Consider the following 14,073-nt stretch of genomic DNA (forward strand, 5'->3'; position numbering starts at 1 on the left):
GGGCAGCGGGATTCAGCGGACCGCCCGGGCGGCCGGGCTCAGGACGACCACGGTCCGAGCATCCCCCTCATCGCGTCCGTCAGCGCCAGCTGAAGCAGCGGGCCGTAGGTGATCCGGCCGACGCCCAGGCGGCGGAAGCGTTCGATGTCGTGCCGGACCGGGTGCGCGGTCGAGTTCACCGGGACCGACACCGCGCCCGTGACCGCCGCGAGCAGCTCGTCGTCGTCCTGGATGCGCACGGGGTAGACGCTGTCGGCGCCCGCCCGCTCCATCGCCAGCAGGCGCTCGATCGCCTCGTCCAGGACGGCCTTGGCGCTCTCCGCGTGGACGAAGAGGTCGGTGCGCCCGTTGATCCAGACCGGGACGCCCGCGTCGTCGGCCGCCGCCCGCAGACCGGCGATGTAGTCGGCGTGCTCCCGGGTGCTCCGCACGCGCCCGCCCTCCGAGTGGACGGTGTCCTCGACGTTCAGGCCCGCCCCGCCCGCCTCGACGAGCCCGGCGATCAGGTCGGCCGGCGACTGGCCGTAGCCGGACTCCAGGTCCACCGAGACGGGGACGTCGACCGCCGCGATGATCGGCCGGACGGCCGCCAGCACCTCCTCGAAGCTCTGCCCCTCCTGGTCCTCCGCTCCGCGGGACTCGGCGAGGGGATGACTGCCGATCGTCAGCGCCGGGAAACCGGCCGCGGCCGCGGTCCGCGCGGACCAGGCGTCCCAGACGGTGGGGAGCACCAGCGGCTTGTGCTCGGCGTGCAGCTGCTTCAGGCGCTGGGCGCGCTCAACGGTGGTGTGAAGATCCATGCCGAGGACGCTACCCCGTGGTGCCCCGGGAACGACGGAACAACGGAACGATCGGGCCCCGGTCCAGGTTGGGGCGGAGTCACCCTCACGACCGTCTGACCTGCGGGATCTGACTGAATTCCGGCGACTTGGGTCAACTGACTGACGTGCCCGCCGGTGTCCGGGCGCGACAGTGGAGCCGCCGGCGGTGCTGACGCACCATCAGCCACCACCCGGCCGAGGCCGCCTCGAAACGGCAGCTCGGCCTGCAACTCCCTTGGAGGGGATCCACCTTGAAGACCCGTACGAAGACCTGGCGCCTGCTCCCGGTCGCACTCGTCGCCGCCACGTCCGTCCTCCTGGCGAGCTCGACGGCGTCCGCCGCGGAGCCCGGCGAGAGCAACGGCTGGAGCCAGGAGATCGAGGACAACGCGCCGGTCTACTCGGACGGGGACATGTCCGAGGCCCGCGATCCGAACGGCAACGCGCTGGTCCAGGTCTGGCGCGGATGGAGCAACAACAACATCTACCTCTCCATCAACCACGGGACTCCCATCCAGATGGGCGGGGCCCAGACGAACGTCAGCCCGGTGGTCGTGTTCGACACCCACGGCGGGAACAGCTCCTACTTCCGGGTCTTCCACACCGGGACCAACGGGTTCGTCTTCTACTCCCACATCCAGGTCACCGGCAACCTGCTGAACCCCAGCGCCTGGTACCAGGTGCCCAACGACGTGCGCACGCCCAACAACCTGCCGGTCGCCGTGACGGCGCTGCCCTCGCGCGGACTCCTGCTCGCCTACCGCGGCCAGGACAGCGCGAACGTCTACAGCGTCTTCTTCAACGGGCAGAACAACCTCTGGGACCTCCCGGTGGCGGTCCCGAACGCGACGAGCCCCTCCTCGCCCGCCCTCTCCGTCACACCCTCGTCGAACATCATCCTGCTGGCCTGGCGCGGCACCGACAACCAGGTCAACGTGATCCGCCAGCACTACGGCAACGGCGGCTGGTGGGGGCAGGAGATCCTGCCGGGCGTACTCACCGACGCCCAGCCCGCCATCGCGATGGCGAACAGCGTCTGGGGTCAGATGGCCGTCCGCGAGCAGGGCACCCACCGACTCCGGCTGTCCTCGGTCGCCTCGACCGGCGGGTGGGCCGGCAGCTGGAGCGCCGAGGTCAACGGCTTCGTCGCCCGCTACGGCCCCACCCTGGTCGCCTACGCCGCGACCGTCTACCTCCTCGCCACCACCGGCAGCGGCGGCGTGTGGTGGAAGCAGTCCCGCCAGTACTGACGATCCGTTCTAGCCGAAGGTGAAGGCGAACGCCTGGAGGCCCGGGGTTAGGCGGAGTTCGAGCTGCGCCTGACGGGCCGTGGCGTCGTCGGTGAGCCGGTAGAGGGTCGGGGTCCCGTGGATCTGGAGGATCCCGGTCTGCTTGCCGTCGACGAGGACCGTGACGGTGCCTTCGCCGGCGAGGACGAGGTTGGCGTTCTTGGCGCGGTAGGTGAAGGCGAGGCGGGCGTCGGGGCCGGCGGTGAACTGTTCGTAGCCCGTGGTCCAGGTCCCGGCGAGGGAGAGCCGGCCCGGCGGGACTCCGTCGGCGGGGAAGGCGTAGACGGTCGCCTTGTCCTGGACCAGCCCGGGCGTGCCGGTGTAGCCGCGGATGCCGGTGGTGCTGAGGTAGGTCTCCGGTGTGCGGTCGGCCGCGAGCTGGTCGTTGGTCTGGCCCGTCGCCGGCGGCAGTTGGACCGTGGGGTCGGCCTGCCGGAGGAGGTCGCGGATCAGGTTCTCGGTCTGGGCGTAGCGGCCTTCGCCGAAGCTGAAGTAGCGGACGGTGCCCTGGGCGTCGATGAGGTACTTGGCGGGCCAGAAGCGGTTGCGGTAGTTGTCCCAGGTGTCCAGGTCGTTGTCGAGGGCGACGGGGTAGCTGACGCCGAGTTTGCGGGCCTGGTCAGCGACGTTGCCGGCGTCCTTCTCGAAGGCGAACTCCGGTGAGTGGACGCCGATGACGGCGAGGCCCTTGTCGCGGTAGGCGCGGTCCCAGGCCTCGATGTGGGGCAGGCTGCGCTGGCAGTTGATGCAGGAGTAGGTCCAGAAGTCGATCAGGACCACCTTCCCGCGCAGCGCGGCCAGGTCGACGGGTGCCCCGCCCGGTGTGTTGAGCCACTGGGCGATGCCGGCCAGCGGCGGGGCGGCGCCGCAGGAGCGGAGCTCGTCGACGCCGTCCTCGCAGCGGGCGAGGTCCTTGTTGGAGTCGTCGAACAGGCCGGAGAGCTTCTGCCGGGCGGTGTCGTTGTCCTCGACCCGCTTCTGCACGGTGGCCGTGTAGTCGGGCAGCGCCCGTTGCAGGGCGGTGGTGACGTCGAAGGCGAGGGCGAAGGCCAGCACGATCATCAGGACCCCGGCCGCCACGCGGAGCTTGCGGGCGCGGGTGCGGAACGCGGCCACCCGCTCGGACACCCGGCGGCCCGCGAGGGCGAACACCAACAGCGGGATCGCGGTGCCGACGGCGAAGGCCACGGTCAGCGCGACGATGCCGGCGCTGATCTCCCCGCGGGCGCCCGCTACGGTGATCGCGGCGAGCACCGGGCCCGCGCAGGGCACGTAGAGCAGCCCGAGCCCCAGACCGAGGACGAAGGCGCTGCCCTCCCTGTTGACCCGGCGCTGCGGGATCCGGGAGAAGGGCCGTTCCAGCAGCCGCTCGACGGGCGGGAAGACGAGCCCGAGGCCGATCAGGACCAGCAGTGCCAGCCCGGTGTAGCGCAGGATGTCCTGCGGCAGGCCCAGGGCCGAGATGATCGTGACCCCGAGCAGGGTGAAGAAGCTGAAGCTCAGGACCAGTCCGGCGACGACGGCGTACGGGCGGCGGTTGCGGCGGGGCGACGACGGCGCTTCGGGGGCGGCGGTCACGACCGCCCCGCCGCCCGGCCCGGCCTCCGTCGGCGCCGCGTCCTTCGGGGCGGCCGGTGGTGGGGACGCGCCGCTCGGGCCACCCGCGAGGAAGACCACCGGCAGGACCGGCAGGATGCACGGCGAGACCGCGGTGATCAGGCCGCCGAGCAGGCCGATCAGGACCAACGTGATCATGACGACCGCCTCCGTCCGAGGCAACGCCACCCGCGCCTCCTCACCCGGGAATTCGGAACCGCCCGGGGCCCAGATGGGTGCACCCGGCGCTGCGCGGCCGCGCGGGCGAACCGTCGCCACGGCGACCGCGTCCGGCACTGCGGGGTTGAGGGCGGGCATCGCTCTGACGGCCCCTCAACCCCGCTCCGGGCCGAGGTCCTGCGGCTACGCGGCCCAGCCGCCGTACGGCACCGTGATCAGTTCCATGGCGTGGCCCGCCGGGTCCATGAAGTACACGCCGCGGCCACCGTCGTTGTGGTTGACCGCGCCGGGCTGCTTGCGGTGGGGGTCCGCGTAGTGCTCCGTGCCGCGCTGCCGGATCCGCGCGTACGCCGCGTCGAACTCCTCCTCGGACACCAGGAAGGCGTAGTGCTGCGGCGTGATGCTCTCGACCGGGATGGTGGCGAAGTCCAGGGTGACGCCGTTCCCCAGGGCCACCGCGATGAACGGGCCCCACTCGGCGGTGATCTCGAGATCGAGCAGCTCCGCGAAGAAGTCAGCGGACTCCCGGTTGTCCCGGGCGTGGACGATCGTGTGGTTCAACTCGACGGACAAGGAATGCCTCCGAAGGCATGTCCCGACACCTCCATGCCTCACCCGGACGGTGACCGACACGCGATGCCGTCGAAGACCCTAGCCCCGCCGACGCGGTGGATCAACCATCGGGTGACGAAGGCTCAGATCGCCGCCGCCCCAGGGCCAACGGCCGGTCGCCGGGGCTCCTCGGCCGTGTGCGGGTCGGTCGGCCACGTCGCCGACCTCCCCGGCACGCACGACCTGGTGGCCCCGGCCGCCGGCGGCGTACGGGATGGCCGTCGGCGTCTCCGTCAGGCGGCCGCCGCGAGGTCGGCGCGGCCGAAGAGCAGGGCGTAGCCGCGCGGGAGGTGGGCGAGGAGGCGGTCGGTGAGCTGCTCGCCGGCGAGGTCCGCGAGGGCGGCCAGGACTGCGGTGGTGTCCCAACGGGCGGTGGCGAGGGTGGTGTTCAGGGTGCGGGCGACCGCTTCGACGAAGGCGGGCCCGGCGACCGCCTCGGGCGCGGGGATCTGGGCGGCGAACAGGGCCCGGTCCTGCTCGGGCAGGACCGCGGCGAGCGCGCAGCGTTCGTCGCCGGCCAGTTGGCCGCCGAGAGCGGTGAGGACGGCGGCGAGGACGCTCTCGGTCTCCTGGTCGGTGGTGTGGTGGCCGTTGGCGCGGATCTGCTCGATGAGGCGGCGGTGGGTCATGGTGGTGGCCTTCCTGGGGCAGCCGGTGGGTCGGGGCGGTGGCGTGCTCGTCGCTCTGCGGATGTCCGGCGGCCGCGCCCCTCCCACGAGGGGTGCGGCCGCCGGACGGGCTGCGGGGTTCAGCCGTGGCTGCGGTGCTTGTTGCCCGTCACCAGGCGGTAGGCGATGAGGAGGATGACCGATCCGGCGACGGCCGCTATCCAGGTGGAGAGGTCGAAGAAGCCGTCGATGGAGTCGACGCCGAAGAGGACCTTGCCGAGCCAGCCGCCCAGCAGGCCGCCCGCGATGCCGATGAGGGTCGTGACGACGATGCCCCCGGGGTCCTTGCCCGGCATCAGTGCCTTGGCGATGAGGCCCGCGAACAGTCCGATCAGAATCCAGGCGATGATGCCCATGTGCTACTCCTCACTCGGGGTACGACAGCGTCGGCACTCGTCTTCACCGATCTGCGGTCCTCAAACGCACTGATCTTCCGCAGCCGCCCGAAGCGGACGTCGCCACGCACCGCCGTGAACCGGGCCCGACCCACAGCGGGTGGGGGTCAGGTCGCGGTGCGGTCGGTGAGCGGCAGGGTGACGGTGATGCGCTTGCCGCCCGTCGGCAGGGTCTGGACGGCGCAGGTGGCGGCCAGTTCCCGGACGATCGCCCATCCCCGCCCGCCGAGGGTGCTGAAGTCGTGCAGGGCGGCCCGGTCGGTGCGCGGGTGGCGGGGGTCGGCGTCCTCCACGGCGATCCGCAGCAGGCCGCCGCACTCCTCGATCCGGGTCTCGAACCCGGTGACGCCCCCGGCGTGGCGGATCGCGTTGGTGACCAGCTCGGTGGCGGCCAGGTGGGCGTCCGCCTCGGCCGTGGCGTGCACCGGCCCGGCCCCGACCAGCACCCGGCTGACGGCCCGCCGGGCCTGCGAGGCCGTCCGCACCGCGGGGTCCGAGGACGCTCTCCGGTCACCCCGGGCACCGTCGTCGGCGAACGGGGACGGACGGGGAGACGGCATCGCGGCGACCTCGGATCGGTGAGCGTCCCCGCGGGAGCAGCGAGGGAAAGGTCTCCGCGGGCGGTCGGAGGCTCGCCTACCCCCGGACCCGTCCGGCATTCCGGTCCGGCCCGGGACGCAAGGTGAGGGTGATGTGGATGCGTTTGCCGCCGCCGGGCAGGGCCCGCACGTCGACCGTGGTGGCGAGCAGCCGCACCAGGGGCCAGCCCCGGCCGCCGATCCGGGTGGCGTCGTCCAGGTCGGCGGCGGCGCCGCGCGGGTGGCGGGGGTCCGCGTCCTCGACCGTGACGTGCAGGACCGCCGCACCGGGATCGAGGGCGGCGGCGAAGGCGGTCACCCCGCCGGCGTGCCGGATGGCGTTGACGACCAGTTCGGTGGTGACCAGCAGCGCGTCGGCTTCCACCTGGGTCCCGGCCGCGACGGTGCCGTGCAGCACCCGGCCGACCAGGGCGCGGGCCTGGGCCGCGGACTCCACCGACCCGGGGGCGGGCACCGGCCCTGCGGCGGGCACCGGTCCGCCCGGCTTCGGCCCTGTCGGCACCGGCACGCTCCCCCGCCTCACCCGTTCGGGTGGTGGGTGCCGCGCCCGGCACCCTCGACGGCGGCCAGTGCGGCGGGCAGGTCGTCCGCGACGGCGAGGTGGTCGCCGAGGTCGACGACCTCGAACAGCCGCCGCACCGTGGGGTGGAGCGGCCCGGCCAGCACCAGGGCCCGGCCCTCGGCGGTCATCCGCCGCCGGGCGAGCAGGAGGGTCTGCAGGACCGAGGAGTCCATGAACCGGACCGCCGCCAGGTCGACGACCACCGGCCCGGCCCCGGAGTCGAGCACCGCCTGGACCTCGGCGGTGAAGGCCGCCGCGGTCTCCCAGTCGAGCTCCGCCTGCGCCCGCACGACGCTCGTCCCGCCGGCGGCGGGGATCCGCGCCCCGCCTGTCGTCTCCTGAGCCATGACCGGCATCCTACTGACCCCTCCGGGGCGCGCCCTGACCGGCCGTCACCTGCCACGGTCGGCCGCAGCGGGCCGGACTTGGCCGGGGTCAGCCGGAGTCCGCCTCTCCGGCCGCGGCGGGCCGCCCGTACCAGTCGAGGCAGACGATGAGCGCGTCGTCCTGCGGGTCGTCGTCGCGGTGGACGGCGAGTTCGGTCAGGATCGCCCGGGGCACCTCCGCCGCCGGCAGCAGCCGGGTGGACTGGATGGCCCGGGCGAGCGCCGCCTTGCCGTAGATCTCTCCGGCCCGCGAGGCCACCGCGTGCACGCCGTCGCTGACGAAGATCAGCCGGTCGCCGGGCCGCACTTCGACGTGCTGAGCCTCGTAGGGGGTGTCGTCGGCGAGCCCCAGGGGCAGCTGGGCCTCGAACGGCACGTGCTCGACGACGCCGGCCCGCAGCCGGTGCAGCTGCGGCGAGCCCGCGTCGACCACCTCGACCAGGCCGGTGTCGAGGTGGAACTCCAGCAGCAGGACCGACAGGTGGGCCTCGCCGCGGTGCTGGGCGTAGACGGCCTGGTCGGCCAGCGCGGCCTGGTCGGCGATGCCGATGCCGGCCCGGCGGGCGTTGCGCAGGGCGTTGACCGCGAGGTTGGTGAGCAGGGAGGCGTCGATGCCCTCGCCCATGCCGTTGGTGATGGTCAGCGTGAGGCGGTCCTCGGTGGCGGACCAGTCGAAGTTGTCGCCGTGGATGGCGTACGCGGGTTCGAGCTGCGCGCCGATCGCATACTCCTCGCGGGCGCAGGCGCGGGCCGGCAGCAGCTGCCACTGCATCTCGGCGGCCAGGGTGAGGCGGTCCTTGCGGCGGGCCTGCAGGTAAAGGTCGGTGTCGCGTTCGGCGACCACCATCTGGTGGCCGAGCATCTCGGCGATCTCCAGCAGCTCGTCCCGCAGCTCCGGGGTCAGGTGCGCGGGGTCGAGGTCGAGGCTGAGCACGCCGAGGCGGTCGCCGCGGACGGCGACCGGCAGGTGCAGGAGCGTGCGGTCGGGCCCGGTCTCGGCGAAGGGCTGCTGGGAGCCGAAGGCCCGGCCCGGGGCGCTGGTGTGCACCGAGACCGGTGCGGCGGTGAGCGGGAGGTCCGTCACCCGCTGAAGGACCGTCAGGCTGTAGTCGGCGAGCAGCAGTTCGGCCGTCCGCACGCGGTAGTGGCGCGTCAGGACGTCGCGCAGGGCGTCCAGCAGTGCGTAGGGGGCGGCGGTGCGCAGGGCGCGCTCCGCGGTGGCCGGGCCGGTCGTCACTCGTGCTCCTCGTTCTTCTGAAGGTCGGTTGATACGGCGTCGGGATGTCGTTGTCGTCCGAGAGGGTGTCAGGATGGGTCCATGAACCCCGCCTCCCCGCTTCCGGGCCCCGTCGACGCGGCGACCACGCTGTCGTCGGTCGCCGAGCTGCTGGAGGTGCTCTGGGGCGGCGGCCGGGACCTGGCCGCGACCCCGGTGTCGGTGTCGCAGCTGCGGGTGCTCTACGTCCTGGCGGAGAGCGACGGGATCAACCTGCGCACCCTCACCGAGACCCTGGCCTCGCGCCCGTCCTCGGTGAGCCGGCTGTGCGACCGCCTGGAGGCGGTCGGGCTCCTCCAGCGCGGGGCCAGCCCGGTCAGCCGGCGCGAGCTGGAGCTGCGCCTCACCCCGGCCGGGCGGAGCTTCGTGGCCGACCTGCGCGCGGCGCGGGAGGCGTCCCTGGGCGAGATCCTGGCCGTCATGTCGCCCTCCGACCGCCGGGCGCTGCTGACCGGGCTGACCGCGTTCCGGGCCGCCAGCGCCGCTGCGGCCGGGCCGGTCGCGGGCGGTGCCGCGGCTGCGGACGTGCGCACCGCCTGAACACCTCGGCTCCTCAGGTCGGGATCTTCCGTGACGATTCCCGCATTCTTCCACACCGAAAATGTTGCCGAGCGGAAAATGTTGCCGTGCCTCCGCCCCGGCCGGGGGCCGGGTTGCCAGCGGACGCCGGCATGGGGGATTGTTGCCGGACGACAACTGTTCCGCCGACCTGATGAGGTGAGGGATCCGCCCAGCGGGTCTTCGACACTTGCTACCCATTCCCTCGCAGACCACCGAGATCCGGCACTTCCCGTGGTCGGGGGCGCCGTACCCGGCCCTGGTCGCCGACGCGCAGGACACCCTGACCGAGCGCAACGACGCCGCGGGCCTGCTGCTGCCGCTCTCCGCCCCGGGGACGCCACTGGCCGACGCGGTCCCCGCCTGGCTCTACGAGGCGCACCGCGCCCTGGGCCGGACCGTCGACCGGACCGGAGGACGGACCGCAGGTCGGGGCGCCGAGGGCCCGCCCTCCGGTCCGATCGACGGCCGCACCTTCGAGGCCCACCCGAGCGTGCGGGCCGACGGCACGGTGGCCTGGTGGCTGGTGGACGACACCGACCGCCGGCTCGCCCGGGAGGCGCTGCGGATGGAACGGGAACGGACCGCTTTCCTCGCCAGGGCGTCCAGCGCCCTGCTCTCCTCCCTCAACCTCGAACGCTGCATGAACACCACCGCCCGGCTGGCCGCGGAGAACCTCGCCGACGCCGCCCTGGTCCTCGCCCCCGCCAAGGGTGCGTGGCTCCCGGTGGTCAGCTGCCTGCGCGGCGGCGACCCCGTCGCCTCGCAGCACGCGGTGGACCCCGACGCGGTGCCCGGCCTCGGCGAGGCCCTGCGCGGCTTCCCGCCCGTCCCCTCGCGCTGGATCGACCCGGCCTCGGCCCCGGAGTGGATGCTGCCGGAGGGCTTCGGCCCGGTCGGCTCGATCGTCATCACCCCGCTCCCGGGCCACGGCGTGCCGGCCGGCGCGCTGGTGCTGCTGCGCCGCTCGGAGAGCGCCACGTTCTCCGAGGCCGAGGAGGTGTTCGCCCGCCTGTTCGCCGCCCGCTCCGGAGCGGCGATGTCCGCCGCCCGGCTGTACTCGGAGCAGGCCGCGATCAGCGAGATCCTGATGCGCGAGCTGCTGCCGCCGGTGCTGCACCAGGTCGCGGGGGTGGACTTCGCCGGCGGGTACCGGCCGTCCGCCGACCACGAGCGGGTCGGCGGGGACTTCTACGACGTGCACCCCGCCGTGGTGGAGGGCGAGGCGTCCCTGGTCACCATGGGGGACGTCTGCGGCAAGGGCCTGGAGGCCGCCGTGCTGACCGGGAAGATCCGCAACACCCTGCACGCCCTGCTGCCGCTGGCCGACGACCACGAGCGGATGCTCGACCTGTTGAACACCGCGCTGCTCACCTCGCACCACACCCGCTTCGCGACGGTGGTGCTGGCCTCCGCCGTCCGGCGGGGCGGCGTGGTGGACCTGCGGCTGACGAGCGGCGGACACCCCGCGCCGCTGATCGTCCGGGCGGACGGCACCGTCCACGAGGCCGACACCCACGGCAACCTGGTCGGGGTGCTCCCCCGGGTCGTCGCCCGCACCGCCGAAGTCGCCCTCGCACCGGGCGAGTTCTGCGTCCTGTACACCGACGGGATCACCGAGGCCCGGGGCGGGCCGATGGGAGACGCCCAGTTCGGCGAGGAGCGCCTGCAGCGGGCGCTGGCCGGGTGCGCGGGCATGCCGGCCGAGGGCGTCGTGGAGCACGTCCTGATGCTGGCCGCCCAGTGGCTCGGCGACCGCCGGCACGACGACATGGCCGTCGTCGTCATCGCCGCACCGCCGGCCCGGCACCTGACCGCGGTGGACGGGCACACCCGGGGCCGGTACACCGCGTGACCACCAGCACCTCCGCCCGGCCCGCCGCCCCGCGCCCGGACCGGCTGGCGGACGCCCTGCTCGACGCCGTGCTGGCCAAGGACGCCGAGGCCGCCGCCGCACTGGTGCTGGGCGCCCTGGCCGACGGCCTGGCCCCGGAGCACCTGCTGCTGGACGTGATCGCGGTGGTGCAGCGCCGGATCGGCGAGCGGTGGGCCGACAACACCATCAGCGTCGCCCAGGAGCACGCCGCCACCGCCGTCAACGAGCGCGCCGTCGTCGCCCTCGCCGCCCGGACCCCCGACCCGCCCACCCCCGCGCGCGGCCGGGTCACCGTGGCCTGCGTGGACGGCGAGTGGCACGCGCTGCCCGCCCGGCTGCTGGCCGAGGTCCTCCGGCTGCGGGGCTGGCAGGTCGACTTCCTCGGCGCTCAGGTGCCCTCCACCCGGCTGATCGCCCACCTCCACACCACACCGACCGACGTGGTCGCCCTGTCCGGCTCGATCACCACCCGACTGCCCGCCGCCCACGCGGCCGTCACCGCCTGCCAGGCCGTCGGCGTCCCGGTGATGGTCGGCGGCGCGGCCTTCGGCCCCGACGGCCGCTACGCCGAGCTGCTGGGCGCCGACGCCTGGGCCCCGGACGCCCGCGCGGCGGCGGACCTGCTGGCCGCGCGGCCGCTGCCGCGCCCGCTGCCCGACCACCAGCCCCTGGACGACCTGCCGCACCTGACCGACCAGGAGTACACCCTGGTCACCCGCAGCAGGGCCGAGCTGGTCCGCACCGTCCTCGCCGGCCTGGAGGCCGCCCTCCCGGCCGTGGCCGCCTACGACGACCTCCAGCGCGAACGCACCGCCGAGGACCTCGCCCACATCGTCGACTTCCTCGCCACCGCGCTCTACCTCGACGACCAGGACCTGTTCGGGGCCTTCCTCGCCTGGACCACCCGGATCCTGGTACGAAGGGGTGTGCCCGCCGCCAGCCTGCCGCCCGCCCTCGTCCTGCTGGCCGACGAGCTCAAGGACTTTCCCCGCGCCACCCGGATCCTCGGCCACGGTCTGCGGGGACTGACGCACCAGCCCACCGCCACCACCGGGAAGACCGCATGACCAGCTCGCCCCTCACCCCGCTCCGCCTGACCACGGTCGACGCCGGCCACGTCCTCCGGATGGAGCTGCACGGCGACCTGGACCACGACAGCGCCGACCTGCTGCTCGACCGCGTCACCGCCCGCCTCGCCGAGCGGCCGGCTCTGGAGCACCTGCACCTGCGCTGCGCCGGGCTCGACACCGTCGACTCCACCGGCCTGTCGGTCCTGCTGATGATCCGCCGCCGGACCGACGCGGCCTCGGTGCAGCTCCACCTGGACGACCGCCCCGCCCGCCTGGAGCGCCTGCTCCGGGTCACCGGCACGCTCGACCACCTCACCGCCGCCTCCCCCGTCTCCCCCGTCGGCGACGGGGGCCGGGTGGGCCCCGCCGCCGGCCGCCCCGGGAGCGGCGGCTGACGCAGCGTCAGTCCCGCTGCAGCAGGCCCAACTGCCGGTGGACGGCGGAGCCCACCCGCTGCTCGTCACCGGTGGCGAGCAGGTCGAGCAGCGCACCGCGCAGCACCGCCAGCGTCAGCGTGCGGCGGACGGCGCCCTCCTCGGTGTCCCGCTCGGCGGCCGGCTGGCAGTCGGCGAGCACGTCGAGCCAGTCGGTGACGGTGCTCCGCGCGAATCCCGCCCACGGGCCGTCGGGGTTCACCAGGGAGCGGGCGTACGCCTCGGCCCACAGGCGCAGCAGCGGCCGGTGCTCCTCCGCCGCGAGCCAGCTCCACACCCCGCGCGCGGCCTCGGCGAGGCCGACCGGCCGCTCGGGCCGGCGGAGCTCGGCCAGCAGCTCCAGCTCGTCCTCGCGGGCCCGCTCCAGCAGCGCCCGCACGAGCCCGTCCTTGGTCCCGAACAGGAACATCAGGACCCGGGTGCTGGACCCGATCGCCTCGGCCAGCGGGCGCAGCGACAGGTCGTTCAGACCGTGGCGGAGCGAGTAGCGGTACGCGGCCTCCAGCAGCTCGGTCTGACGCGGGGAGGGGTTTGCGGCGGTCGGAGGCACGGGCCTAGTCTAGGGCTACTGACACACTCGTGTCAGTAACGGAGCACGCCGATCCCACGACGGAGCGTCTTCATGGAACAGGTCCGCGACCCCCGGGTCACCCTCCGCCGAGCCGACCGCCCGGGCGACCTGGGCTGGATCGTGATGGCCCACGGCGAGCTGTACGACCGTCAGTTCGGCTGGGGCACCACCTTCGAGACCCTGGTCGCCCGGATCGTCGCGGACTACGCGACCACACCGCCCTCGACACCGCAGGAGGCCTGGATCGCGGAGGTCGACGGCGAGCGGGCCGGCTGCGTCATGCTCGTCGGCGACGGACAGCCGGGCACCGCCAGACTCCGCGTCCTGCTCGTCGACCCGACCGCCCGGGGCCTCGGCCTCGGCACCCGCCTGGTCGAGACCGCCCTGCACTTCGCCCGCGCCTCCGCCTACCGGCGGGTGACCCTCTGGACCACCGACAACCTGCTGTCCGCCCGCCGGATCTACCAGCACTTCGGCTTCCACCTCACCGACGAGAAGCCCCACGAGGGCTTCGGCCAAGGCCTGCTGGGCCAGACCTGGACCCTCGAACTCCCCACCGCCGACCGGCGCCCCGGCTCCCCCTGACCGGTGCGGGCCCAGCCGGCGGGTGGGCGGGGTCGAGCGGTACGGCCACCTCGTCCGTGCCGGCGAACACGACGGAGCATGCCGTCCCTCACGCGGCGCCGGTCTCCGACCCCTCCGGCGCTGCCGCCCCGCGCCGGTGACGGGGGAACGCCCGGCGTTCGGTCTCGACCGGCACGAGCCGGTGGGCGCCGCGGTGACGCCCGTACGGTGCGGTGGCCACCTCGACGGCGGCGGCGGCGATCAACGCGAGCAACAGCAGGAGCATCACGGGCAGAACCTCCAACGTGCCGGGCCGGTCGGACGTCCTCCCTCATGCCCCCGATCGCGACACCGATGCCCCGGTTCACCCGCGCGGCAGAACCGCCTGCGCACCCAGCAGTTGGCAGGCGTCGATGGCAGGTACCGCCGTGAACCAGCTGACAGCCATGAGATCGGCCGCGAGAGCCTGAGCCCGGTCACCCCCGTAGTGCCTCGGGCCCCGCCAGACCCGGACGGATCGTCCCGGGATCCACAGTCAGCCGGGCGAGCCACACACACCACCGCCCAAGAGCTGACGCCCAGTCACTGCCGCCTGCAATCACTCGCCCGGGTCGGG

17 protein-coding genes are annotated in these 14,073 nt (G+C 74.0%); 6 read left to right on the forward strand and 11 right to left on the reverse strand.

The genetic code is table 11. The features are described from left to right. Positions 1-38: 38 nt before the first annotated feature. Positions 39-800 carry an isocitrate lyase/PEP mutase family protein gene (locus ACWEPF_RS30175; RefSeq protein WP_345288936.1) on the reverse strand — a complete coding sequence of 254 codons (762 nt, stop codon included), beginning with the start codon at positions 798-800 and terminating at the stop codon, positions 39-41. A 272-nt stretch (positions 801-1,072) separates the two neighbouring features. Between ACWEPF_RS30175 and ACWEPF_RS30180 the strand changes: the two genes are divergently transcribed. Then, on the forward strand, positions 1,073-2,071 hold the full coding sequence (locus ACWEPF_RS30180; RefSeq protein ID WP_452175050.1) for a hypothetical protein: 999 nt from the start codon (positions 1,073-1,075) through the stop codon (positions 2,069-2,071). A gap of 9 nt (positions 2,072-2,080) precedes the next feature. On the opposite strand, the gene ACWEPF_RS30185 is transcribed toward ACWEPF_RS30180, so the two are convergent. From ACWEPF_RS30185 to ACWEPF_RS30220, 8 genes are all read right to left on the reverse strand, one after another. Then, positions 2,081-3,865, reverse strand: coding sequence for a cytochrome c biogenesis protein DipZ (locus tag ACWEPF_RS30185; RefSeq protein ID WP_452175051.1), 1,785 nt, complete (start codon positions 3,863-3,865; stop codon positions 2,081-2,083). A 204-nt stretch (positions 3,866-4,069) separates the two neighbouring features. Then, on the reverse strand, positions 4,070-4,459 hold the full coding sequence (locus ACWEPF_RS30190) for a VOC family protein (RefSeq protein ID WP_449798398.1): 390 nt from the start codon (positions 4,457-4,459) through the stop codon (positions 4,070-4,072). A gap of 272 nt (positions 4,460-4,731) precedes the next feature. Further along, on the reverse strand, positions 4,732-5,127 hold the full coding sequence (locus ACWEPF_RS30195; protein WP_345288932.1) for a DUF2267 domain-containing protein: 396 nt from the start codon (positions 5,125-5,127) through the stop codon (positions 4,732-4,734). 119 nt (positions 5,128-5,246) lie between these two features. Beyond that, positions 5,247-5,522, reverse strand: a complete 276-nt coding sequence (locus ACWEPF_RS30200; RefSeq protein ID WP_452175052.1) for a GlsB/YeaQ/YmgE family stress response membrane protein — start codon at positions 5,520-5,522, stop codon at positions 5,247-5,249. A gap of 146 nt (positions 5,523-5,668) precedes the next feature. Further along, positions 5,669-6,046 carry an ATP-binding protein gene (locus ACWEPF_RS30205; RefSeq protein WP_452175053.1) on the reverse strand — a complete coding sequence of 126 codons (378 nt, stop codon included), beginning with the start codon at positions 6,044-6,046 and terminating at the stop codon, positions 5,669-5,671. A 151-nt stretch (positions 6,047-6,197) separates the two neighbouring features. Then, positions 6,198-6,662 (reverse strand): ATP-binding protein, encoded by a 465-nt coding sequence (locus ACWEPF_RS30210; protein ID WP_452175054.1) that lies wholly within the window; start codon positions 6,660-6,662, stop codon positions 6,198-6,200. A 17-nt stretch (positions 6,663-6,679) separates the two neighbouring features. Then, positions 6,680-7,069: an STAS domain-containing protein gene (locus tag ACWEPF_RS30215; RefSeq protein ID WP_452175055.1), complete on the reverse strand. Its 390-nt coding sequence runs from the start codon at positions 7,067-7,069 to the stop codon at positions 6,680-6,682. Positions 7,070-7,157: 88 nt separating this feature from the next. Beyond that, a complete protein-coding gene (locus ACWEPF_RS30220; protein ID WP_452175056.1) occupies positions 7,158-8,345 on the reverse strand; it encodes a PP2C family protein-serine/threonine phosphatase in 1,188 nt (395 codons plus the stop codon). Positions 8,346-8,426: 81 nt separating this feature from the next. On the opposite strand from ACWEPF_RS30220, the gene ACWEPF_RS30225 reads away from it, so the two are divergent. The 4 genes from ACWEPF_RS30225 to ACWEPF_RS30240 all read left to right on the forward strand — a co-directional run bounded on the left by ACWEPF_RS30225 (position 8,427) and on the right by ACWEPF_RS30240 (position 12,283). Further along, complete coding sequence (locus ACWEPF_RS30225) at positions 8,427-8,924, forward strand: MarR family winged helix-turn-helix transcriptional regulator (protein ID WP_452175057.1); 498 nt, start codon at positions 8,427-8,429, stop codon at positions 8,922-8,924. Positions 8,925-9,201: 277 nt separating this feature from the next. After that, positions 9,202-10,797, forward strand: coding sequence for a PP2C family protein-serine/threonine phosphatase (locus ACWEPF_RS30230; protein ID WP_452175079.1), 1,596 nt, complete (start codon positions 9,202-9,204; stop codon positions 10,795-10,797). Beyond that, positions 10,794-11,885 (forward strand): cobalamin B12-binding domain-containing protein, encoded by a 1,092-nt coding sequence (locus ACWEPF_RS30235; protein ID WP_452175058.1) that lies wholly within the window; start codon positions 10,794-10,796, stop codon positions 11,883-11,885. Before ACWEPF_RS30230 ends, ACWEPF_RS30235 begins: the two co-directional genes overlap by 4 nt. Continuing rightward, positions 11,882-12,283, forward strand: coding sequence for an STAS domain-containing protein (locus ACWEPF_RS30240; protein ID WP_452175059.1), 402 nt, complete (start codon positions 11,882-11,884; stop codon positions 12,281-12,283). The genes ACWEPF_RS30235 and ACWEPF_RS30240 overlap by 4 nt, the downstream gene beginning before the upstream one ends. Before the next feature lie 7 nt (positions 12,284-12,290). On the opposite strand, the gene ACWEPF_RS30245 is transcribed toward ACWEPF_RS30240, so the two are convergent. Continuing rightward, entirely contained in the window at positions 12,291-12,872 is a 582-nt protein-coding gene (locus tag ACWEPF_RS30245) for a TetR/AcrR family transcriptional regulator (protein ID WP_452175060.1), read from the reverse strand. 72 nt (positions 12,873-12,944) lie between these two features. On the opposite strand from ACWEPF_RS30245, the gene ACWEPF_RS30250 reads away from it, so the two are divergent. Continuing rightward, positions 12,945-13,478, forward strand: coding sequence for a GNAT family N-acetyltransferase (locus ACWEPF_RS30250; RefSeq protein ID WP_452175061.1), 534 nt, complete (start codon positions 12,945-12,947; stop codon positions 13,476-13,478). An 88-nt stretch (positions 13,479-13,566) separates the two neighbouring features. Here ACWEPF_RS30250 and ACWEPF_RS30255 read toward each other — a convergent pair whose 3' ends face one another. After that, positions 13,567-13,746: a hypothetical protein gene (locus tag ACWEPF_RS30255; protein ID WP_452175062.1), complete on the reverse strand. Its 180-nt coding sequence runs from the start codon at positions 13,744-13,746 to the stop codon at positions 13,567-13,569. Between the last annotated feature and the right edge of the window lie 327 nt (positions 13,747-14,073).

The sequence above is a fragment of the Kitasatospora sp. NPDC004289 genome, from assembly GCF_053602875.1.

Coding starts and splice junctions, on each gene's coding strand:
- ACWEPF_RS30225 (WP_452175057.1), top strand. CDS start 8,427: ATGAACCCCGCCTCCCCGCTTCCGGGCCCCGTCGACGCGGCGACCACG.
- ACWEPF_RS30185 (WP_452175051.1), bottom strand. CDS start 3,865: ATGATCACGTTGGTCCTGATCGGCCTGCTCGGCGGCCTGATCACCGCG.
- ACWEPF_RS30200 (WP_452175052.1), bottom strand. CDS start 5,522: ATGGGCATCATCGCCTGGATTCTGATCGGACTGTTCGCGGGCCTCATC.
- ACWEPF_RS30240 (WP_452175059.1), top strand. CDS start 11,882: ATGACCAGCTCGCCCCTCACCCCGCTCCGCCTGACCACGGTCGACGCC.
- ACWEPF_RS30195 (WP_345288932.1), bottom strand. CDS start 5,127: ATGACCCACCGCCGCCTCATCGAGCAGATCCGCGCCAACGGCCACCAC.
- ACWEPF_RS30250 (WP_452175061.1), top strand. CDS start 12,945: ATGGAACAGGTCCGCGACCCCCGGGTCACCCTCCGCCGAGCCGACCGC.
- ACWEPF_RS30175 (WP_345288936.1), bottom strand. CDS start 800: ATGGATCTTCACACCACCGTTGAGCGCGCCCAGCGCCTGAAGCAGCTG.
- ACWEPF_RS30215 (WP_452175055.1), bottom strand. CDS start 7,069: ATGGCTCAGGAGACGACAGGCGGGGCGCGGATCCCCGCCGCCGGCGGG.